The organism is Desulfosarcina sp. BuS5, assembly GCF_028752835.1.
GTDB lineage: Bacteria > Desulfobacterota > Desulfobacteria > Desulfobacterales > BuS5 > BuS5.
Genome location: NZ_CP087952.1, coordinates 3633984 through 3653873, shown reverse-complemented (window position 1 = coordinate 3653873; position 19890 = coordinate 3633984). Strand labels below are relative to the sequence as shown.

Sequence of the window (19890 nt, the reverse complement as noted above, 5' to 3'; positions counted from 1 at the left end):
TTGAGGATTAAATTTTTAGAGCAACGCAGATATCGGGCGAAATAGCCATTTATGGATAGACACTGACTACGGAATATCAATGCTCATCCCGTTCCCGGCCAAAGTAACCGGGTTGGGCGGCGTGGTCGGGACAATAGCGCCTGTGCCGTTTTGCGCAGTTTCGATTGTAATAGTTGTTCCGGATAAAATATGCTGGGTAAAGATGTTGCCAGAATTGAGGCTGCACAGATCCGTGCCGCCGGTCTGATCCCGCACATAAACAGTAGCGGTGGAATTGTTGTTAACTGAAAGAACCGGATCCCCGCAAATCATGCCGAATAATTCATTTCCGCTTATATATGCAACAAGGTCGTCAAACCCTGTAACCGGAGGATGACGAATATAGTTGGGAACACCGTCGGTGTTATCGCCGTTATGGGTACTGCCGGTAATATCATCAAAGACATTCCCGTTATTGTCGGCATCCATCGGCCCGGCGCTGACAATCACAGCCGCCGCAGGAAAAGCTGTTCCGCTGCCGTCTGCATCCACAATCTCCGGACTTCCCGAAAGGCCGTTTTTAAGTGTGCGGCAGCCTGTCGGCCTGTCGACTGACAGGCTGCTGTTGGTTTCATATATTAAAACTCTTTTGTAAAAATCCGTTGGAGTGAGATTAAGGGTCAGGTAGGGCAACCTTCCGCGGGCCGAGCCGGTATTTTCATTTCCGTCATTATCCGTATCCGCCCATGGGAGCCGACCGCTGATATTGGCGAAACTGATCAAAGCCTCTTTTGTTGATTTTAAATAAGCAATGGTTTCGTTCCTGGCTTTCCGTTCGGTCAGAACTGAAAGCAAAGAGATGCCGCCCCCTGCCAGGATACCTAATATTACCAGCACAATGGCAATCTCTATCAGGGTAAAACCATCCTGTTTTGTAATAGGTAAAAGATGCTTGTTCATTTTGAATAACCTGCCAACCTGATTTTTAAAGAGCCCAGATAATATAACCTATGGGGCCGCTGGATTCAGCATATCTTTCACTTGAACGGATTGATCCTGTTTTTTCTTTGCCGTCATCATATTTCATGTCTATCTCCATGGCGGCATCCCAGGGCAGGCCCCACATTACAATATAATGATCAGCAGGCGCACTAAGGGCCTTCGTCCAGTAAATCGCAACATTGCCGCCAAACGCATGCTTGGGGAGGTTTTTTTCTCCGTCATAACTCCCTGATATAAAACCTGCTTTCATCAGGTCTTCGAATACCATATACCGTTCCTCGTAGGACATAAATCCGTTTCCGTTGCCCTCGTGCTTGTCTTTTGGTGGAATTTTTTTGTTGTTTTCGTCTCCCGGATAAGCGCCGTATTTGTCATAAAAGGTCATTGTTGCCGCGCGGAGTTCATCCGCCATTTTGACGGTTTTTTTACCTTGGCGCTCTTTATCATCTCCTTGCCTTTTAAAACGCCTCCCAGTAAAAGACCGATAATAACAAGAACAATTGCGATTTCAACCAGCGTAAAACCGGACTGGTTTTTTTTAAGGTTTATCAATTGCATAAAATTTCCTCCTCATAAAAATAAAACAGCTAATCAAAAAACATTGCCTGTAATTTATTATCCTGTGAAAATTTTAAAGCTTTAGGGCCAGGGGGTATTTTTGATAAAAATAATTCCGGTTAAATCGGATTTCTGACATATGGGGTAATAAAAATTACCAGTTCCTTGTTTTCCAGATTATCTTCCACGTTTTGAAACAGGCGGCCCAGGAAAGGTATGCTTCCTAAAAAAGGAAGGCCTTCGTGCTTTATATCTTTTACCTGACTGATCAAACCTGCCAAAACAATAGTCTGGCCATGTTTTACCCTTACTGTGGTAAAGAGTTCCTGCAAGTCAATTACAGGATTTGAAATGACCTGCACCTCATTGGCAGCCACCGGCACACTGACGTCTTCTTCTCTCTGGATTCTGGTTATTGTCGGCACTATATGGAGTGTAATAATTCCCCCGGAGGATATTTGCGGGGTTATCCCGAGCTGGATGCCTAAAATAGCCCGTTTTATTTCAGATCCATAGGTAATCATCCCTGTTTCCGTATCACGGTCCACACCATCTATGCTACCATAAGGGAACTGGTATCCGACCGTTAATAAAGCAGATTGGCGGTTCATAACCGAAAGATGCGGGTTTGAAAGAACACTTACATCTCCCTGAGTTCTTAAAAAATCGAGCGCAGCAGTAACACTCGACTGACCGGATAAAACAATTGAGCCGGAGTTAACGTTTAAATTAAAAGAATCAGGCCAGAAACCGGAGCTGGACGTAAAAGTTGTCGCAAGGTTTGACCAGTTTATGCCATACTTGTTTTTATCGCTTAAACGCACTTCATAGATATTGGCATCAATATAGACCTGCCGGTGTAAAACCTCCGATATGGAATCCAGAAAATTCACCATAGCCTCGACTTTTTCCGGATAATCGGACATATAGATGACCCCTCCGGTTCTGTTCACCCGAAGCAGGCCTTCGGGTGATTTAAAACCCTCCAGCATTTCCTGCAAATATTGCCAGATATTGCCGGCTTCTTTTTTTTTTTCGGCATTTACTTTAAATTTTCCGGCTACCCCGGAATCTTCCACACTCGATGCAAGCATATCTCCGCCGACTGCAATTTCAGTTGTGCCTGTCAGATCCAGATAATCGAAGTTATAAATTTTTTCCACAAATCGTTTGATGTAAATGCAGTCTTCCTTGATATCCCAGACATAACCGGCGCCTTTTGTAACAATCATCTCCAGCGCTTCATTAAGGGTTACATTTTTTAAACGCACAGTAACCGGTTTTACAAGATTGACACCCGATTCAACCGATATATTCAAATCTGAACTTTTTGTCAGTGCTGCAAGCGCAACTCCAAACTCTGTTTTATTAAAAACAAAAGAAAAAAGCCTTGAATCTTTTTTTGCGCTTTTACTCACAGGTTCCAGTTTTTCCAAAAATGGCGGAGGCCCGGGGCAGCCCGGGTGATGAGATTTACTTGCATTGATTAGTTTGCTTTTGGGATCTATCCTTTCCAATTCCGGCTGCTCGATTGTTCCGGGCTTTGAAAGATGGATACATCCCTGCAAAACAAAGCTGCCAAATATTAGCGCAGAAATAAAAACCGTAAATTTTATTGATTTTATGGAAAAATACATAGGCGTTGAACCTTTTATTATTTTGTCCGTGTTCCCAGAGAAAAAACAACTTCAGGCGCCTGGATATACCAGGAGTCTTCCCCTTTTTTCAGGGTAATTCCTTTTTCAGTAATTTTTTCAACTTTAAATTCATTAATTATCCCTTGCTCCGATAGAACCAGACCATCAAGCATTGCAAGCAGGCGGATTTTCCCATACACATTAAAACTTTTAACAATCCCCGTAAGATCGGGAAGCTTTGGTTCAACTTTTTTGATCACCTCCTTTTGAATCTCTTCCCGGGTCGCGGCTGTTTTAGGGGTAATTTTTGATTTTTTTGTAAATTTTGAAAATAACCGGTCATAGTCGATTCGATCAGCTTTATTATTTGCAACGTAATTTTGATTTTTAAACAAATCTTCACACTTAAGTTTAAGATGCGCCAGATTTTCCATGCCGATTGAAGCCTGTGGTTTATAAAAATTATTTATCACAAAACCATTGTATAAAAGCAGCAAAACAGCCACTAAAATCCATCCTCCAATAAAAATCGGTTTTTTATTATCAAGTAACGCAAGCATCTTATATTTTTTTATACCTTGACGTCATGCAAAGATTAAATTTATCGTTTATATCCTCCGGGTTGAGTATAATTTCCATTTTGCTGAAATAAAGCGACGGATATTTTTTATGCGCGGCATTAATAAGCTCAATAAAGCCTTTTAAGGGCCCTTCGCAGGATAATGTGATTTTAGTGGTCTGTATCCTGATTGGCACATCAGTCTGCATACTAAAGTTCTGATTTTGAGGGCTTTGAATGATGATTTTTGAGAGCCCGAATTTTGTCGCCAGGGCAGTAAAATCCTCTTTCAGATTCAGAACCCAGATCTTCGTGCTTTCGACTTCCTTGCAGAGCAAGCCTGTTTTTTGAAATGCCGTTTCAATCTCTTTGGAATATTCATGTGTAAATTGTTTTTGAGCCAGGTGCAGCAAATGACCTGATTTTTCTTTTGTCAGCATTCTGAGCTGACTGATATTTATAAAAAAAAGGATTAAGCTTGCGCCCCAGATGATAGAAACCCGGATAGAATATTTTTTAATATTATTTTTCATGACAGTTTAAATCTGAATTCAAAATCATAAAATTTTTCTATGGCGCTGCTTTTAAAATCTTTTATATTAATATCATCTATTGATAGAGTTGCGGCTGATTTAATATTTTTTTTCAGGCCGGACAAAAAAATTGAAAGTTTATCCTGAAGTTCAGAATGACCGGAAGCCTTTACCACGCCTTTTAAATTAACCTGTTGAACCGGATCTGTTTCAATTTTTATTTCGCTGATACGGATATTATCGGGAAGAGACTCAATAACTTTGATTATCAAATTCTGATAATCCGGGCGGGTAATTTCCGTGGATAGTTGATCAACCGCTTCAGAAAAATTACTGATTGTTTCTTCCAGTGCTATTGAGGATTGAATATCTTTGTTTTGGATTTGAAATCTGCCCGCTTTTGATATATAAACCGCTTCGCCGATCATTAGTAAGAAAAAAAAGATTCCAACGATGATACCTGTTTTTAAGACTATTCCCCATTTTTCAGCATTTTTTACATCATTGTGCGTAATGCAGAGCAGGTTGCCGGAATAGTCAAGATCAGCAGCACTAAAAAAAGTAAAAGGAGTTAAATCTTCGACATTTTTTTGCAGAGTGGGTTGTTCCGGAATGCTGAATTCTGCTGTCAGCACTTCTGTTTCGAGTTTTTGCGACAGCAAAGAGGCGTCCTGCTTATTCCCGGACAACAGGTAAAAGCGATCGATATTTTTTTTGGACTGCTGAGAAAAAAGATGCAGGGATTGATTTATTTCGTAGGTTAACAGGTCGAAATTTTCGGAAATGTCAGCAGCGGAAACAAGCTTGATATTGCGTGAAAAGACAAACTGCCCTTTTTCATAAAAATATAAAGAGCATTCATCCTTGCGAAGATGGATAAAGCCGGTTTCAGCCTGGCTGAAATTTGAGATAGTATTAAGTTTTTGCTGCCATAAAAAAGCATATGAAGTTATTTTTCCGGGTTGGATATTGAATGACAGAAGCTTTTCATAGACCAGGAAAAATTTCGGTTCATCAAAAAAATATACCCGCAGAAATTGTTCCGCTGAATCAGTATGATAAAGTTCATATTCAAAAAAATTTCCACTCCCGGGTATTTTTCTTTTAATAAAGCTTTCTATTACAGCCCTGTTTTTTGAATTAAATTTATACGATTTTGTGGAAATCCAGTAGTCCGGCACGATCAGCAAATCAATGGAAATATTCGAAGCTCTGTCCGGAGAAAGTTTAAACCTTTTGTCGCCGCTTAAAAATTCTTCAATTGAATAACTCTGCTGAAAATTGAGGCTGCCGCCTGAATCCGGCATTGCAAAATAGATTTTTTTTTCATTAAGGAAAAAAACAGCCGCTTGTTTTTTCAATTAAGGCTCCGGCGTTAAATATAATTATTTGAAGCTGATGGTGTTTTAAAAGAATAGAGAACGCAATATTAATGCCAGAGACAGGGTAATGTTTTTGTGCATTATCTTACAGGAGGTGATTGATTACTGATAGGGCGGAGCCCAATATTGATGGCTCGAAAATTCAATTCCAACACTGACCGAAGCTTTATCTTCTGCGGTCTGAATATTTCTTATATATCCAGGAAGCTCCTGGATACCTTTTATTCCTGGGAAAGGGAATGTTAACAGAAGCTCTTCATCAATTTTAAACACATTTTTTTGGGCGCCGGAAAGCGTGAATAAACAGCGGCATCCATTTTTGTTAATATCCTTTATCACTCCGCTTAACCCTTTTGTTTCAGTTTCACTTTTAAGTTCAACCCTGGTTGAAACCGAACAGTTAATTCTTTTAACCGAACGAAGCTCACGCAAGTGACAGGAATCCGGGTATGCAAGCAGGATCAATTCCACAGGTTCGGAAACAGTTTTGGTAACTTTGCTCTTAAATTCATAAACTCTATTGTTGTATAAATGCCGGGCAATTATTTCCTTTTCAGGAGAAAGCGTAATCATCAATGATTTCGGGGATTCAGGACGCGTTATGGCAAAATATTCATTTTTTTTTTCACCAACAAAAACAGCCTTCAGCATCGCGCCGGATTCTTTTGGCCTGATTTGCAAAAAATCACCAACTTTCAATCCCGGAACATTTGTGCTTTCGATTTGATCATTATTTGGTCTTTTCAATTTTCCCCCATTTGGCCGTAAGGAAGTCGGATGAAATTAAGTTCTACAAGCAATTACAAGCAATCTCCATGCCAAATTTAAATATCTCACGACAAACCTATATCCCAGTTCCAGAGACCTTTTCTCCTTTTAATTTCGATATCTTTGGACATAGGTTCAAAGATATTTATAAACATGGTGTATCCGGCTTTGCTTAGAATGTTTCTTTTTTTTGTCAGATCAATCTTCCAGTTAGGATAAATCCATTGATCCGAGCCGTATTGTCTGATCCAGCAGATTTCGCCCCTTGGACTTGTAACCGGTTTTTCTGTTTCAAGATTCGTTGAAAAAATTCTTGAAATAGAGAGAGGCCAGGACCCGGATAAAACGATCCCCAGCGGCAGCGGACTCTTTTCCGGCAGTTGCAGGTAGTCTTTTTTCCCGAGTTCAGGACTCACGATAACTCCTGAAAAGTCTAAAGCAGCAAGCGCTTTGATCGATAATCTGTTTGCAATATTGCAAAAGGGGCCGGCCCATAAATTCAGCCTTTTTTTAGAAGAAAAAAATACTCTTTGCCAGGGCGCATTCAGGACAAAATTCCGACTCCCTTTATTTGTGGTATAAAAAATCTGTTCCAGCAGCTTTTTCTCATCTTCAGGCCATATTACCGGAGGCAGCCACCACCAGACATCAGCGAATAAGGATTTTTTTAATTTTAAGGTATTGGCGGATAGCCATAATCCGGTATATTGATTTATCCTTTGCTTGCCCGGATAGCGGTATAGCAAAATCTCTTTATATTGTTTTTTCAGCTTGATTGCCGGCCGGGATTCCCTGGTGCGTTGAAACGTCAGAGCTTGCAGCTCAGGAACTTTTTTCCGTTTTTTTTCCAGCTCTTGTTCTAAAGCCGACAACTTCTCCTCAAGCGCTTTTTCACGCCTGTCAATCAGGAAGACGGGAATGCCTTTAACAGCTTTTTGGTCGGCATCAACCTTAATATGCAAGCGACCTTTTTTGGGCACATATCGGGTCACTTTTTTAACAGCGTGGAAAGATTCTCCTTCGTATCCTATACGCAGGATATCACCGGCAAGGAGTTCTTCTCTCGGCACAAGGCAGGGGTTGTGCCTGGAACCTGTCATTTTCCCGATAAAAAGACCGGACCCTGTTTGCCCGCTGATTTTAACCGGATCTTTATTCCTTTGCGGCAGAAAATTGAAGCGCGTCACCGGGCGCCCCAGGGCCATGGCCAGCAATTGCAGGGCTGCCTTTTTAACTTGCGAATCTTTACCATGATCCCGCAGCATTTTGTATGCAGTCACAGTGTAAAATACATAGTGGGGCCCTTTTTTGCGGCCTTCGATTTTCCATATCCGTATTTGCGGAACAGGAAGCAGGATTTTAACCAATAGATCCAGGCTTAAATCCCGGCACGAAAAATATTTACCCTTTTGGCCGTTTTGAACATAAAGTCTGCGGCAGGGCTGCACACACCTGCCCCTGAGCCCGCTTTTACCGCCGAGATAACTGCTCCAGTAGCATCGCCCGGAAACTCCATAGCAAAGAGCGCCATGGACAAACAATTCAAGGTCGAGTCCTTCAGGACAGGCAGCGGCCATCTGTTTGATTTCATCGATATTCAGCTCCCTTGGAATAACAACCCGGTTTATCCCCAACTCTTTTTTAACCAGGCTCAAAGCCGCGGGAAAGCTGACATTCGACAGGGTTGACAGATGTATTTCTTTAAACCAGCCTGTCTCGCGTGCCAGTTGAACGACTGAAAGATCCTGAACAATCAGTGCATCCGGTTTGACATAAATTGCGAGCTGTTTTATAAGTAACCTCGCTTTTTTTATATCATCGGTTTTTAAAAGAGAATTAAAGGTAATATATATTTTCGCCCCTTTTTCATGAGCCAGTTCCGTTAAAGAAATCAATTCGGCAATAGAAAAATTTTTTGCTTCCATACGTGCGGAAAGGCTCTTTAAACCACAATAGATAGCATCAGCGCCGGCTGCCAGAGCCGCTAGAAATGAATCTTTATTTCCGGCCGGGGCAAGAATTAACGGGGGATTAAATTTTTTTTCCATGAAATCAATAATTGTTCCTGTAAGTGATTCATGGCGAATACAATTTACAAGCAGGTTTTGCAACGAGAATTTTTAATCCCGAACAGGAGATATACAAAAATGAATCTGAAAATAATACGTATGGCCATCTTGATCTTATTGGTATGCTTGATTAGTTGTAATGCTTATTCGGATAAAATTAACTGGCATTCTTATGATGAAGGTTTAAAACTGGCACAGACGGAAAACAAAAAGGTGTTTCTTCATTTTTGGGCTGCATGGTGCGGGTACTGCACTAAAATGGCAACCCAAACTTTTAAGGATGCATCCGTAGCCGATTATTTGAATAAAAATTTTATTTCTGTTAAAGTAAATACGGATAAAGAAAAAGCCCTTGCCGTTAAATATAAAGTTAAAGGATTGCCTGATACATGGTTTTTAACAGGTGAAGGTGAACCTATTAGTGATATCGGTGGATATATCCCGCCCGGCAAACTACTTCCTGTTTTGAAATATATTTCTACTGACAGTTACAAAACCCAAAAATTCAATAAATTTATGAAATTTTAAAAATAAGGATTGACGCTATCCATTGTTCAGAATTAAAAAATATTATCCAAAACTCAGTTCATCCGGGGCCTCCGGACGACAGGGAGTATCATCCAACATCCGTGTTTCTGCTGCTGTATGATAAGGAAAGCCCGCATATACTCGCAATTCAAAAGTCGGATAATAAAGGCTATCCCTGGCGTAACCAGGTGGCCTTGCCCGGCGGTCATGTTGACGCGAATGATGTCAGCAGTTTACAGGCTGCCTTTCGTGAGCTCAAGGAAGAACTTGATATATCACAAAATCAGGTTGAATATATCGGCTCAATCGGTCATTTTCAGACCATTAATTGTAGAGATATTGAAGTATTTACAGGAATATGGCGTGAAAGAGGAGAGTTAATATACGATCGGAAAGAGATATCAAGGGTGCTTGAAATACCATTGCGGGAACTTGTACACACTCACAAGGAAAAATATTTTCATGGATGGGTGCCGGAAATAGAGTATCTGGAATATCCTTTTAAGGATGTTGTAATATGGGGAGTAACTGCAAAAATACTCCATTATTTTATCGAGCTTTTTTTTGAGCCGGGTTAAGGGCTCTATTTATATTGTTTTACGAGACGTATAACAGAGGCAATCAGAACTCCGGCGCTTACAGCAGTCAGCGCTACAGGCACCCAGATGTAATCGTTATACATTTCCGTTGCGTTTGCTGCGGATATTCCGACAAGACCGAACAAGAGTGCAAACAGCGTACATACAATAATAATCCGGCATACTATTTTTGAATCGTACCAGGGTACTATAACTTTTCTGAATAAAGGATTTTGTTCTATCCGCATAGCATTTTCCCCATCATAATTTTAGGCGCCTATTTTTTTAAAAAAAAATAGAGAGCAAGGCAGATTAATATTAAAGCAAAGATTTTTTTAAAATAGATAGTGGGAACATATTCAACCAGGCGCGCACCTGCCTGTGCACCGATTATTCCGCCTGCGCCCAGCAGGAGACCCACCTTATAATCTACATTAGATAGCTTGATATGAGCTAAAAAAGCTGAAATTGATATTATCAGGACACCCAAAAAGGATGTACCGACTGCTTTTTGTGCTGAGTACCCAAAAAATATGAGCAGGGGCACTATCATAAATCCGCCGCCCAGCCCGGAAAAAGCTGCGCAAAGACCAATAATGACACCAACAATAATAATAACCGGGGTATTCACCATAATTTTATAAGTATCTGAAAAATTTAGTTTGAAAGCAAGAAAAATATTGCCAAAAGATTATGCTTTGAGATATTTTTACTTGTTATGATATATTAAAAATTAATTAATAGACAGTATGAAATATTCTAAAGTTTATATGGATTCCTTCGGTTATGAACTGGCTCCTAATATCATAACCTCCGAAGATATTGAAAATCGACTGGAGCCTTTTTATAAGGCGCTTCATTTTCAAAAAGGTCAACTCGAAGCACTGACCGGAATCAGTGAAAGACGATTCTGGGATAAAGGCTATAAAATGTGCACCGGCGCTGTTAAAGCTGGAGCAAAAGCGATCAAGTCTTCAGCGGTCGATGTTGATCAGATTGGAATGCTCGTTTACGGAGGCGTTTGCCGGGATCATCTCGAACCTGCGACAGCCTGCGCTGTATCGCATGAGCTGGGACTTGGCGCGGATGCAATGGTTTACGATGTTTCCAATGCCTGCCTGGGAATATTAAACGGGATAGTCCAGGTTGCAAATGCCATTGAACTCGGCCAGATCAGGGCCGGCCTTGTTCTTTCATGTGAATCAGCCAGGCAGATCATGGACATTACAATTGAGCGGCTGCTTAAAGAAAAAAGCATGGAGAGTTTTAAAAAAACGGTAGCCACGCTTACCGGTGGATCAGGCGCAGCGGCAGTATTATTATGTGACAAATCCTTATCACGCAAAGGTCATTTACTGGAGGGCGGCATAGTAAAAAATGCCGTCGAGTACCATGAACTTTGCCGCTGGGGACCCGATACCGGAATACCGGCCAGCGGTCTGCATGCGATGGAGACCGATTCTGTGGGAGTCCTTAATAACGGAGTCGCCCTGGGTGTTAAAACATTCAGGGCCTTTATCCAAAAAATAGGCTGGCCTGAAAACAAGCCTGACAAAATAATATGTCATCAAGTCGGATCTTCACATCAGAAAACAATACTTAATGCCATAGGTATCCCTGCTGAAAAAGATTTTACAACTTTTCAGTATCTTGGGAATATCGGTACGGTTTCATTGCCGATAACCGCCGCCATAGCATCCGAGCGTGAATTCCTCATCCCCGGGGATTATGTCGGTTTTTTCGGGATAGGAAGCGGACTTAACTGTATTATGCTTGGAATAAGATGGTAATAAACAGCCCGATTAACATCTCCGGTTTTCGCCGGCTTTATCCGTTCAAGTCTCATTACTTCGACTTGAACGGTCTTAAATATCACTACCTGGACGAAGGCTCCGGCGATCCTGTTGTAATGATTCACGGAAATCCGACCTGGTCTTTTTATTTCAGGAGGCTGGTCAAGGAACTTTCCGCAGATTACCGCGCAATAGCTGTTGATCATATAGGCTGCGGACTCTCTGACAAACCTGAGATCAGCAAGTATGGTTACAGGTTAAAAAGCAGGATCGACGATCTGGATGCCCTGTTTGCTCACCTGAACCCAAACAAAAAATTGACCCTGATTATGCATGACTGGGGCGGAATGATCGGTATGGCCTTTGCACTCAGGCATTGGAAAAAAATCGGACGCCTGGTTATAATGAATACGGCGGCCTTTCTGCCACCAGGCAAGAAAAAACTTCCTTTCAGGTTATGGGTCATACGTAATTGCAAAATATTATCAAAGCTTGCTGTTCAGGGATTCAATATCTTTTCATACGCTGCGTTGTTTATGGCTTCTTTTAAAGGCCTTGCCGGAGATGTTAAAGCCGGATTGAAAGCCCCCTACAATTCCTGGCAGAACAGGATTGCCACTTTAAAGTTTGTTCAGGATATCCCGGTAACGGAAAAAGACCCGAGCTATCATATTGTAAAAAAAACCGATGATGATCTTTATAAACTGTCCGGCATCCCGATGCTGATCTGCTGGGGCAAACATGATTTTGTTTTTGATGATACTTACCTGAAAGAATGGAAGCGGCGGTTCCCAAAGGCCATTCTCCATTATTTTACCACTGCCGGTCATTATGTGCTTGAAGATGAACCTGACAAGATATGCGCAACAGTTAAAACTTTTTTGAAAAACAATCCGATAAGGAATTTAGGTTGAAGTTTGAAGGTGGAAAGCCTAAATTAAAATGAGTACATGTGACAATAAACAGAATACCGGTGTTAATGTTGCCTTATATCTAAGGCGTATGGCCAATGAGCGGCCTTATCATAAGGCTGTAATCTCTCCGGCCGGCAGGGATAAAAATGGACGGATTGCTTACAGCCATCTAACATTTCAGCAACTGGACCGGGAATCCGATTGTATGGCCCATGGTCTGGAACGGGCCGGCATCAAACGGGGCGTCAGAACAGTCTTGATGGTAAAGCCGGGCATTGAATTTTTTTGTCTGATTTTTGCGCTTTTCAAAACCGGCGCAGTACCGGTTGTGGTCGATCCGGGTATGGGTCTAAGCCGGATGGTCAGATGTTTTAAGGAATGCGCGCCTGAAGCCTTTATCGGGATTCCGATTGCCCATATTCTCCGAAAAATTTACCCGGGCTTTTTCAAAGATGTAAAAATCTGGATTACAGCCGGCCGGCGATGGTTCTGGGGTGGTTTTAACCTGAAAAATATCTGCATAAAACCCTGGCAGCCGTTTGAAATAAAAAAAACCGGGCAAAATGAAATTGCGGCAATTCTTTTTACAACCGGAAGCACCGGCCCTGCCAAGGGGGTTGTCTATACTCATGGGACCTTCGATGACCAGGTGCGCCGTATAAAAGACCATTTTCAAATAACTGCCGATGAGGTCGATCTGCCCACCTTTCCTCTTTTTGCCTTATTTGATCCGGCCTTCGGAATTACGGCCGTGATACCCGATATGGACCCCACCAAACCCGCCTTTGTAAATCCTGGAAAAATAGTAGAAGCAATTACTAACCACGGTGTTACCAATATGTTTGCCTCTCCCGCCTTATTGAACCGGGTGGGAATTTATATAAAGAAAAAAGGTATTAAACTGCCATCTTTAAAGAGGGTTGTATCGGCCGGCGCCCCTGTTGCTCCTGAAAATTCAGGCCGCTTTGCCTCCATGCTGTGCAATGGAGCGCAGATTCATACTCCTTACGGCGCTACGGAAGCCATGCCGGTCGCATCAATCGGAAGCAATGAAATTCTTTCAGAAACAGCGGTCTTGAGTAAAGCAGGGCATGGCATATGTGTAGGAAGACCGATCGGTGACATAGAAGTAAAAATTATAAAAATTACCGATGATCCTGTTGAGCAATGGTCTGATGATTTAATAATCCCGGATGGTGAGGTCGGAGAAATTACCGTTAAGGGTGATATTGTCACAAAGCATTACTATCGCAGGCCGGAAGCTGAATCAAATGCAAAAATACATCATAATTGCACAACATGGCACAGAATGGGCGATCTGGGGCGAATAGATGAAAAAGGGCGTATATGGTTTTGCGGCCGCAAGAATCATCGGGTTATCACCAAAAAAGAAACACTGTTTACCATTCCGTGCGAGGCTCTTTTTAACAATCACAAAAGGGTTTTACGCAGCGCTCTTGTGGGTGCTGGAACCCGCCCCAACCAGGAACCTGTAATATGTATAGAGCTTCAAAAAAATGATAGCCGAAACGGCTTGAATCTACTTAAAAAAGAGCTGCTGGAGATTGCGGCTGGCAATGATTTAACCAAAAATATAAAAACGGTTTTGTTTAAAAAAACTTTCCCCGTGGATATCAGGCATAATTCCAAAATATTCAGGGAAAAGCTCGCACAATGGGCCAGCAGCCATATAGACTGAAATTATGAGTTTACAATCAGCGCAAAGAGTTCTGGTTACAGGCGGCGGTGGTTTTCTAGGCGGCGCCGTAGTAAAAAAACTGATAAAACGCGGCTGTTATGTGCGAACTTTTTCGCGGAATTTTTATCATAACCTTGAAAAATCCGGCATTGACCAGGTTAAAGGAGATCTTTGCAGCAAAGAAGAAGTGGAAAAAGCTTGTCAAGATATCGAGATTGTATTTCATGCCGCCGCCATGACTGGCGTCTGGGGCAGCTATAAAGATTATTATAATATTAATTATACAGGCACCTGCAACATTATACAAGCATGCCGAAGCAACAATGTTGACAGGCTGATCTATACAAGCTCTCCAAGTGTGATTTTTGACGGTTCCGATATGGAAGGCGTTGATGAAAGCATCCCCTACCCGGCTAAGTATCATGCCTTTTATCCTGCGACCAAGGCCCTCGCGGAACAGGCTGTTATAGAGGCGTCAAAGTATGGGTTAAAAACCATAAGCTTAAGGCCGCATTTGATCTGGGGGCCGGGAGATACAAATCTGGTCCCCCGGATAATCAAAAGAGCCGCAAGCCTTGTACGGGTGGGCAACGGTAAAAATCTGGTCGATACCATTTATATCGATAATGCCGCTGACGCGCATATCATGGCTGCGGATCAATTAAAAGAGGATAGCAGCCTGTCCGGCAGGGTATATTTTATCAGCCAGGATGAACCGGTCTATTTATGGGATATGGTAGATAATATTCTTAAGGCAGCCGGCTTAAACCAGGTCAAAAAATCGATAAGCAAAAATATGGCCTGGGCCATCGGGGCTGTGCTGGAAACCTGTTACAAGATTTTTAAAATTAAACAGGAACCCCGGATGACCCGTTTTGTCGCCCACGAGCTTGCCACGGCGCACTGGTTTAACATCAGCGCCGCAAAAAAAGATTTAGGTTTTCGGCCGAAAATATCGACCCGGGAGGGGCTTGCCAGGCTTGGAGAATGGTTAAAAAAATATCCTGTACAATAATGCAAAAACCTCAAATCAGCGTAATTATACCCACCTATAATCGCGGCTGGGTATTAAAAGAAGCTGTTGATTCCGTTCTGTCCCAGTACTGCACCGACTTTGAACTGATTGTAGTGGATGACGGCTCAACCGATAATACCACCGCTTTACTCCAGGGATACAAAGGCAGACTAAAGGTCTTGCAACAGGATAACCGTGGCGTAAGCGCCGCACGCAACCTAGGGATAAAAAACTCATTCGGTCAATATATAGCTTTTCTTGATTCGGATGACCTTTGGCGCCCGGAGAAGCTATCCTTCCAGTTGGAGTTTTTTGCTTCCCATAAGGAAGCTTTGATTTGCCAGACGGAAGAGATATGGATCAGAAACGGCATCAGGGTGAACCCCGGGAAAAAGCACAAAAAAATTTCAGGCCATATCTTTGAACAATCCTTATCTTTATGCCTGGTCAGCCCGTCAGCCGTGATGATGGACCGGCGACTATTTGATGAGACAGGAATGTTTGATGAAAATCTGCCGGCCTGTGAGGATTATGACCTTTGGCTGCGCACAAGCCTTCAATACCCTGTGTTTCTGCTGGATAAGCCGCTTGTAATAAAAAGAGGCGGCCATGATGATCAGCTTTCAAAGGCTCCGGGACTCGATAAATACCGGGTTGCGTCCATACTGAAGCTGCTGCAAAGCGACAGGCTTTCAAACAGCAGGCATAAAAAAGCCGTCAAAATGCTTCTGAAAAAATGTAAAATATATGGGGCCGGCTGTGCAAAACGCGGCAGATATGATGAAGCGGAGCATTATCAGAAGCTTGTAAAGAAATATGCGTAATTTACACATAGATTAGAATATTTCCATATTAATCAATATCCTGTCGATACTTTTTGGTTATAACCGGTAGCCTGCAAGTGGCCGGACTATAGCCGGGTTTGATTTCAATATTCGTAACCGTTCACGGTTATAGGTTCACAGTTAACGGTTGAAAAATACAGCGGGTTTCAGTGGATTCGCTTCGCTTAATCCACCCTACAAACTTACGTTGCTCTTGAACCGTAGGGTGGATTAAGGAGCGTAAGCGACGAATCCACCAAAGTAGCTGTCCCGCCTTACGTTGATGGCCTGAGATTCAATTTATAAACAGGAAATTATGCCGCTTGTAACCGTGAACGGTTACGCAGCATCTTTGTTCTTGGGCTGGATGAAGCTTCGTCCCGCTTTATGGTTTCAAGAATGGTAGTTTTAAAGCGATCAAGCCGCGAAAGGCTATTGTTAAATTCTATAATCGAACGTCCCGTAAAAGCATTGCCGTCCAGATAAAAACTTCCATCCTGATTCTGCTCCAGCTTGTTAATAACCACATCCACAGGTATTTTTTCCGATACAATAGGGTTCATCGCGGAATAGTGTGAAAAAATAGACATCCTTCAAATTTAGTTTACACTTTTTAGATGCTGGTTCTTGCCTGGTTCCCATGCTCCAGCGTGGGAACGAGAAGTGCAATTTTACATTAAAAAGTGTAAACTACTTTTGGCCTTTAATGAAGGATGTCGAAAAATATATGAAAAAATTTAAAAAAAAAGTCAGTAGTGTCCGGTTAGGTTTTTGCATGTTATATGGGATAAAAAAATTAGAAAAATGTTCATTTTTTACTTGACAAACCAAATAAAAATTTTTTATCGTTTTGTTATAAAATATAATTATAACAAGGAGTTAAGACAAAAATGGACATATTCAATATCCCAAAAAAGAATTTTAATCCCCAATCTCATGCTCGATTTCTCAAACCTTTGCAAAAGATTTTTCCTGACACGCCACAGCTTAAATCCCGAGGTCACAGGCCATTGAAAATGACTTTTGAAGATCAGCTTCACGCACTGATATTTTTCCATCTACAAGAACATGAATCAGCTCGTGATCTTATTCAACACCTTAAAGAAGACGATTTTGCCAAAGAATGTGTCGCTCCAGATGGAGGGATCAGTCGTAGCAGTTTTTCCGAAATTATCAATTCTCGAGGGCTTGAACAGCTTGAATATGTTTTTCAAGCTCTTTGCAGCCAGGCACAAAATGCTTTACCATCAAATTATTCAGATCTCGGTGAACTCGTTTCCATTGATGGATCTTTAATTGATGCAGTTCTGTCCATGTACTGGGCTGATTACAGAAAAGGCGCTAAAAAAGCAAAAGGCCATTTCGGCTTTGATGTCAATCGCAAGATTCCTATAAAAATTCATCTGACAAATGGAAATGGCGCTGAACGCCCCTTTGTCAGGTCTATCCTTACAAAAGGCCAAACAGGAATCATGGATCGGGGGTATCAATCACATAAGGATTTTGATCTTCTTCAGGATGAAAAAAAACATTTTGTTTGCCGCATCAAAGCGAAAACAACAAGAACTATTATCAAAGAGCAGCCTGTTGATCCCGACAGCTATATTTTTTATGATGCTGTGGTTCTTCTTGGCACTCCTGGGGTAAACCAGACCAGAAAGCCGGTTCGACTGGTTGGTTATAAAATTGCCGGTGTCAAATATTTTGTGGCAACTGATCGTTATGATCTTACAGCCGAGCAGGTTGCAACCGTTTATAAGCTTAGATGGGATATCGAAACTTTTTTCAAATGGTGGAAGAAACATTTAAAAGTGTACCACTTGATTGCTCACAGTAGATATGGCCTGATGGTTCAAATCCTTGCGGGGTTAATAACCTACCTGCTTATGGCCATATACTGCCATGAACAGTTTAATGAACCTGTATCAATAAAGAGGATTCGTCAGCTTAGAAATACCATCCAGAACGAATTACGTACTGACGAAAAAAACGTATGGTCTAATAATCTGATTATCAAAGAGCAAATGCTATATGCAAAAACTTAACCGGACACTACTGAAAAAAAGTAGACCAAGTCAATTATTTGTAATAGTTAACAATGGGAAAAACCCTAATAAGGAGTAATTCCCAGATGTTACTTTTGCCAATTTCATTTATTAAGGATGCTGCTCGATCAGTGAAACGTATTTGTAAAGCAGAATTTAAAAAAGCTAACGATACCGTATTAACAGAGTTACTTGGTATTTCAGCATTGATTGTAACTATGTACATGGTTCGCCGTGAAGATACTTATGAGGTATTGCATCTATACTGTATCCATCAAAATGATGTTGCTATTTGCCCAAAATGTGGGGCAATCTGCGAAAATATACATGCTGAAGAAAAGCGATGTGTACGCCATTTAGACATTTGGGGGAAGAAAACCTTTCTTCATTTTATATCCCGCCGTTTTAAATGTGATCAGTGTAATAAAGTATTCACTGAGGAGCTGTCTTTTATTGATGCCTATCGGAGGCAGACCCATGCTTTTGAACGACATGTTTATGAATCTTGCTTATCAAGTAATCGAAAAAAAGTAGCTAATAAAGAAAGCTTAAGCCAGTCAACTGTATGTGACATTTTAAAACATTATTCTTCTCAAAAGAACTGCATTGATAGAATGGAAACAAGAGTTTTAGGAATTGATGAGATATCTTTAAAAAAACGGTATAAACAATATGTGCTCGTTATTTCGGATATTGACAGAAAATGCATTCTCGCAATTTTGCCTGATCGAGAGAAAAAGTCATTAGAAAAATGGATAACGGCCTTAAGTTACAGACAAAAAAAGTCTATACGTTACGTATCAATAGATATGTGGAGGCCATACGCACAAGCCGTTAAAAAAAAATTGCCTCGTTCAATGGTAGTTGTCGATCGATTTCATGTAATGAAACAATTAAACGAACGTATGAATCAAGTTCGTAGAAGACTTCAAAATAAAGATACCGACATGAAATTGGAATTCGTGGTGGTTATCTTTATAATGTCAATGATGGCCTTTTTTGTCGCCGCTACTTTCAGTACCGTGACTGACAATGCCGCTGTAAATACCGCCATTGAAGAGATGTATAATATAAAAAAAAGTATAACCGATTTTTTTTATCCGGATCTCGGGATAGCGCCGCAGGATTTCGGAGAAGATCCGGAAGACCCGAACTTAGCCAGGCCCTGGTTTGCGACCAGGTTTTTATGCATTCAGGATGACCGTCCCGACCGGAAAGGAACCCCTGACCCTGTATCTTTGGCGGATACTGACAGGGCGGATATAGAATCCGTCCCTACTTTTTAAAACAACCCAAAAAGTTTTCCAAACATCCCGATTACCGCAACAAGAGAGAAAGAGAGCGCAAATGTGAAAAGTCTTACAGTCATATTCCGGTTTTCTTTTAAACCTCTATCAATCTTGACATCAATACGTTCAATCAGATTGTCTATTTTGTCTTCAAGCCGCTGAAATCTGTGATCCACCTGCTGAAACCTTTGATCAATCTGATCAAACCTTTGATTTACCTGCTGAAACCTTTGATCCACCTTATCAAAGCGTTTATCAGTATCTCCTTTAAAATCTCTGAGTTGCTCCTTGATCTGTTCCTGATTTCTTCTTGATTCATCGATTTGAACCTGTAAAAGATCAAACCGGCTGTCAAAATATTTTGTATTAGGGAAAAAACCGGCGATAAGAGTCTGGAAATCCTGCGGCAGTTTCATCTGCTCCTGCTGTTTTATTTCATTTTCCATAATTAATTCTCCCGTTAATGTGTGAGGATGCCGGTGATTATGACTTTATTTTTTCCCATGCTTCAAAATCAAGAATGCCACTACCTCTTTGGGGTTGACTGGAAATTGTTCCGAGATCACTTTTTTGAATTTTCCTTACTTCTTATAAATTTAGCAAAAAGATTGATAACTGTAAAGCTGATTATATCTGTTCCGGCAGTTAAGGGTTTAAAAAAAATGGGTTCCTACGCCGGAGTATTGGAACCAGGCATGATCTAATTATGTTCATCTTC

At 41.3% G+C, this 19890-nt stretch carries 22 protein-coding genes; 9 read left to right on the top strand and 13 right to left on the bottom strand.

Translation table 11 applies throughout. The annotated features are described in order from the left end of the window. Window positions 1-66: 66 nt before the first annotated feature. From BuS5_RS17715 to BuS5_RS17675, 9 genes are all read right to left on the bottom strand, one after another. A complete protein-coding gene (locus BuS5_RS17715) occupies window positions 67-939 on the bottom strand; it encodes a type II secretion system protein (RefSeq protein ID WP_027354335.1) in 873 nt (290 codons plus the stop codon). A 25-nt stretch (window positions 940-964) separates the two neighbouring features. Further along, window positions 965-1393, bottom strand: a complete 429-nt coding sequence (locus BuS5_RS17710) for a hypothetical protein (RefSeq protein WP_157487420.1) — start codon at window positions 1391-1393, stop codon at window positions 965-967. Beyond that, on the bottom strand, window positions 1363-1539 hold the full coding sequence (locus BuS5_RS17705; RefSeq protein ID WP_198012276.1) for a prepilin-type N-terminal cleavage/methylation domain-containing protein: 177 nt from the start codon (window positions 1537-1539) through the stop codon (window positions 1363-1365). The genes BuS5_RS17710 and BuS5_RS17705 overlap by 31 nt, the downstream gene beginning before the upstream one ends. 119 nt (window positions 1540-1658) lie before the next feature. Then, window positions 1659-3107: a type II secretion system protein GspD gene (locus BuS5_RS17700; protein WP_274427837.1), complete on the bottom strand. Its 1449-nt coding sequence runs from the start codon at window positions 3105-3107 to the stop codon at window positions 1659-1661. A gap of 86 nt (window positions 3108-3193) precedes the next feature. Then, window positions 3194-3736, bottom strand: a complete 543-nt coding sequence (locus tag BuS5_RS17695; RefSeq protein WP_027354337.1) for a hypothetical protein — start codon at window positions 3734-3736, stop codon at window positions 3194-3196. 1 nt (window position 3737) lies between these two features. Then, window positions 3738-4268: a hypothetical protein gene (locus BuS5_RS17690; protein WP_027354338.1), complete on the bottom strand. Its 531-nt coding sequence runs from the start codon at window positions 4266-4268 to the stop codon at window positions 3738-3740. Next, window positions 4265-5629 (bottom strand): hypothetical protein, encoded by a 1365-nt coding sequence (locus BuS5_RS17685; protein WP_027354339.1) that lies wholly within the window; start codon window positions 5627-5629, stop codon window positions 4265-4267. Before BuS5_RS17685 ends, BuS5_RS17690 begins: the two co-directional genes overlap by 4 nt. A gap of 123 nt (window positions 5630-5752) precedes the next feature. Further along, the gene (locus tag BuS5_RS17680) at window positions 5753-6397 is read right to left on the bottom strand and encodes a flagellar brake domain-containing protein (protein WP_027354340.1); all 645 of its coding nucleotides are present in this window, start codon (window positions 6395-6397) and stop codon (window positions 5753-5755) included. Between the two features lie 86 nt (window positions 6398-6483). Then, window positions 6484-8466, bottom strand: coding sequence for a peptidase U32 family protein (locus BuS5_RS17675; RefSeq protein WP_027354341.1), 1983 nt, complete (start codon window positions 8464-8466; stop codon window positions 6484-6486). A gap of 99 nt (window positions 8467-8565) precedes the next feature. Between BuS5_RS17675 and BuS5_RS17670 the strand changes: the two genes are divergently transcribed. Together BuS5_RS17670 and BuS5_RS17665 are read left to right on the top strand one after the other, a co-directional pair. After that, complete coding sequence (locus tag BuS5_RS17670; RefSeq protein WP_051374895.1) at window positions 8566-9015, top strand: thioredoxin family protein; 450 nt, start codon at window positions 8566-8568, stop codon at window positions 9013-9015. Window positions 9016-9116: 101 nt separating this feature from the next. Then, window positions 9117-9593, top strand: coding sequence for an NUDIX hydrolase (locus BuS5_RS17665; protein ID WP_232223081.1), 477 nt, complete (start codon window positions 9117-9119; stop codon window positions 9591-9593). 5 nt (window positions 9594-9598) lie between these two features. Here BuS5_RS17665 and BuS5_RS17660 read toward each other — a convergent pair whose 3' ends face one another. Beyond that, window positions 9599-9841, bottom strand: coding sequence for a hypothetical protein (locus BuS5_RS17660; protein ID WP_027354343.1), 243 nt, complete (start codon window positions 9839-9841; stop codon window positions 9599-9601). 29 nt (window positions 9842-9870) lie between these two features. Continuing rightward, window positions 9871-10227 carry a sulfite exporter TauE/SafE family protein gene (locus BuS5_RS17655; RefSeq protein WP_035265694.1) on the bottom strand — a complete coding sequence of 119 codons (357 nt, stop codon included), beginning with the start codon at window positions 10225-10227 and terminating at the stop codon, window positions 9871-9873. 115 nt (window positions 10228-10342) lie between these two features. On the opposite strand from BuS5_RS17655, the gene BuS5_RS17650 reads away from it, so the two are divergent. From BuS5_RS17650 to BuS5_RS17630, 5 genes are read left to right on the top strand one after another with little or no spacing between them, the layout of a single operon-like run. After that, the gene (locus tag BuS5_RS17650) at window positions 10343-11383 is read left to right on the top strand and encodes a 3-oxoacyl-ACP synthase III (protein ID WP_027354345.1); all 1041 of its coding nucleotides are present in this window, start codon (window positions 10343-10345) and stop codon (window positions 11381-11383) included. After that, window positions 11377-12300: an alpha/beta fold hydrolase gene (locus BuS5_RS17645; RefSeq protein WP_035265696.1), complete on the top strand. Its 924-nt coding sequence runs from the start codon at window positions 11377-11379 to the stop codon at window positions 12298-12300. Before BuS5_RS17650 ends, BuS5_RS17645 begins: the two co-directional genes overlap by 7 nt. A 28-nt stretch (window positions 12301-12328) precedes the next feature. Beyond that, entirely contained in the window at window positions 12329-13999 is a 1671-nt protein-coding gene (locus BuS5_RS17640) for a fatty acid CoA ligase family protein (protein ID WP_027354347.1), read from the top strand. Window positions 14000-14003: 4 nt separating this feature from the next. Continuing rightward, entirely contained in the window at window positions 14004-15014 is a 1011-nt protein-coding gene (locus tag BuS5_RS17635; protein WP_027354348.1) for an NAD-dependent epimerase/dehydratase family protein, read from the top strand. Further along, a complete protein-coding gene (locus tag BuS5_RS17630; RefSeq protein ID WP_232223082.1) occupies window positions 14987-15838 on the top strand; it encodes a glycosyltransferase family 2 protein in 852 nt (283 codons plus the stop codon). Before BuS5_RS17635 ends, BuS5_RS17630 begins: the two co-directional genes overlap by 28 nt. Before the next feature lie 314 nt (window positions 15839-16152). Here the strand turns inward: BuS5_RS17630 and BuS5_RS17625 are convergent, their stop codons facing one another. Further along, window positions 16153-16428 carry a hypothetical protein gene (locus BuS5_RS17625; protein WP_157487421.1) on the bottom strand — a complete coding sequence of 92 codons (276 nt, stop codon included), beginning with the start codon at window positions 16426-16428 and terminating at the stop codon, window positions 16153-16155. A 300-nt stretch (window positions 16429-16728) separates the two neighbouring features. Between BuS5_RS17625 and BuS5_RS17620 the strand changes: the two genes are divergently transcribed. Together BuS5_RS17620 and BuS5_RS17615 are read left to right on the top strand one after the other, a co-directional pair. Then, window positions 16729-17883, top strand: coding sequence for an IS4 family transposase (locus BuS5_RS17620; RefSeq protein WP_036019371.1), 1155 nt, complete (start codon window positions 16729-16731; stop codon window positions 17881-17883). Window positions 17884-17969: 86 nt separating this feature from the next. After that, a complete protein-coding gene (locus BuS5_RS17615) occupies window positions 17970-19169 on the top strand; it encodes an ISL3 family transposase (RefSeq protein WP_274427836.1) in 1200 nt (399 codons plus the stop codon). Here the strand turns inward: BuS5_RS17615 and BuS5_RS17610 are convergent. After that, complete coding sequence (locus BuS5_RS17610; RefSeq protein WP_035266568.1) at window positions 19166-19618, bottom strand: hypothetical protein; 453 nt, start codon at window positions 19616-19618, stop codon at window positions 19166-19168. The two genes, BuS5_RS17615 and BuS5_RS17610, sit on opposite strands and share 4 nt — an antisense overlap. Between the last annotated feature and the right edge of the window lie 272 nt (window positions 19619-19890).

Coding starts and splice junctions, on each gene's coding strand:
- BuS5_RS17715 (WP_027354335.1), bottom strand. CDS start 939: ATGAACAAGCATCTTTTACCTATTACAAAACAGGATGGTTTTACCCTG.
- BuS5_RS17710 (WP_157487420.1), bottom strand. CDS start 1,393: ATGGCGGATGAACTCCGCGCGGCAACAATGACCTTTTATGACAAATAC.
- BuS5_RS17705 (WP_198012276.1), bottom strand. CDS start 1,539: ATGCAATTGATAAACCTTAAAAAAAACCAGTCCGGTTTTACGCTGGTT.
- BuS5_RS17695 (WP_027354337.1), bottom strand. CDS start 3,736: ATGCTTGCGTTACTTGATAATAAAAAACCGATTTTTATTGGAGGATGG.
- BuS5_RS17690 (WP_027354338.1), bottom strand. CDS start 4,268: ATGAAAAATAATATTAAAAAATATTCTATCCGGGTTTCTATCATCTGG.
- BuS5_RS17675 (WP_027354341.1), bottom strand. CDS start 8,466: ATGGAAAAAAAATTTAATCCCCCGTTAATTCTTGCCCCGGCCGGAAAT.
- BuS5_RS17670 (WP_051374895.1), top strand. CDS start 8,566: ATGAATCTGAAAATAATACGTATGGCCATCTTGATCTTATTGGTATGC.
- BuS5_RS17660 (WP_027354343.1), bottom strand. CDS start 9,841: ATGCGGATAGAACAAAATCCTTTATTCAGAAAAGTTATAGTACCCTGG.
- BuS5_RS17655 (WP_035265694.1), bottom strand. CDS start 10,227: ATGGTGAATACCCCGGTTATTATTATTGTTGGTGTCATTATTGGTCTT.
- BuS5_RS17650 (WP_027354345.1), top strand. CDS start 10,343: ATGAAATATTCTAAAGTTTATATGGATTCCTTCGGTTATGAACTGGCT.
- BuS5_RS17645 (WP_035265696.1), top strand. CDS start 11,377: ATGGTAATAAACAGCCCGATTAACATCTCCGGTTTTCGCCGGCTTTAT.
- BuS5_RS17640 (WP_027354347.1), top strand. CDS start 12,329: ATGAGTACATGTGACAATAAACAGAATACCGGTGTTAATGTTGCCTTA.
- BuS5_RS17635 (WP_027354348.1), top strand. CDS start 14,004: ATGAGTTTACAATCAGCGCAAAGAGTTCTGGTTACAGGCGGCGGTGGT.
- BuS5_RS17630 (WP_232223082.1), top strand. CDS start 14,987: ATGGTTAAAAAAATATCCTGTACAATAATGCAAAAACCTCAAATCAGC.
- BuS5_RS17625 (WP_157487421.1), bottom strand. CDS start 16,428: ATGTCTATTTTTTCACACTATTCCGCGATGAACCCTATTGTATCGGAA.
- BuS5_RS17620 (WP_036019371.1), top strand. CDS start 16,729: ATGGACATATTCAATATCCCAAAAAAGAATTTTAATCCCCAATCTCAT.
- BuS5_RS17615 (WP_274427836.1), top strand. CDS start 17,970: ATGTTACTTTTGCCAATTTCATTTATTAAGGATGCTGCTCGATCAGTG.
- BuS5_RS17610 (WP_035266568.1), bottom strand. CDS start 19,618: ATGGAAAATGAAATAAAACAGCAGGAGCAGATGAAACTGCCGCAGGAT.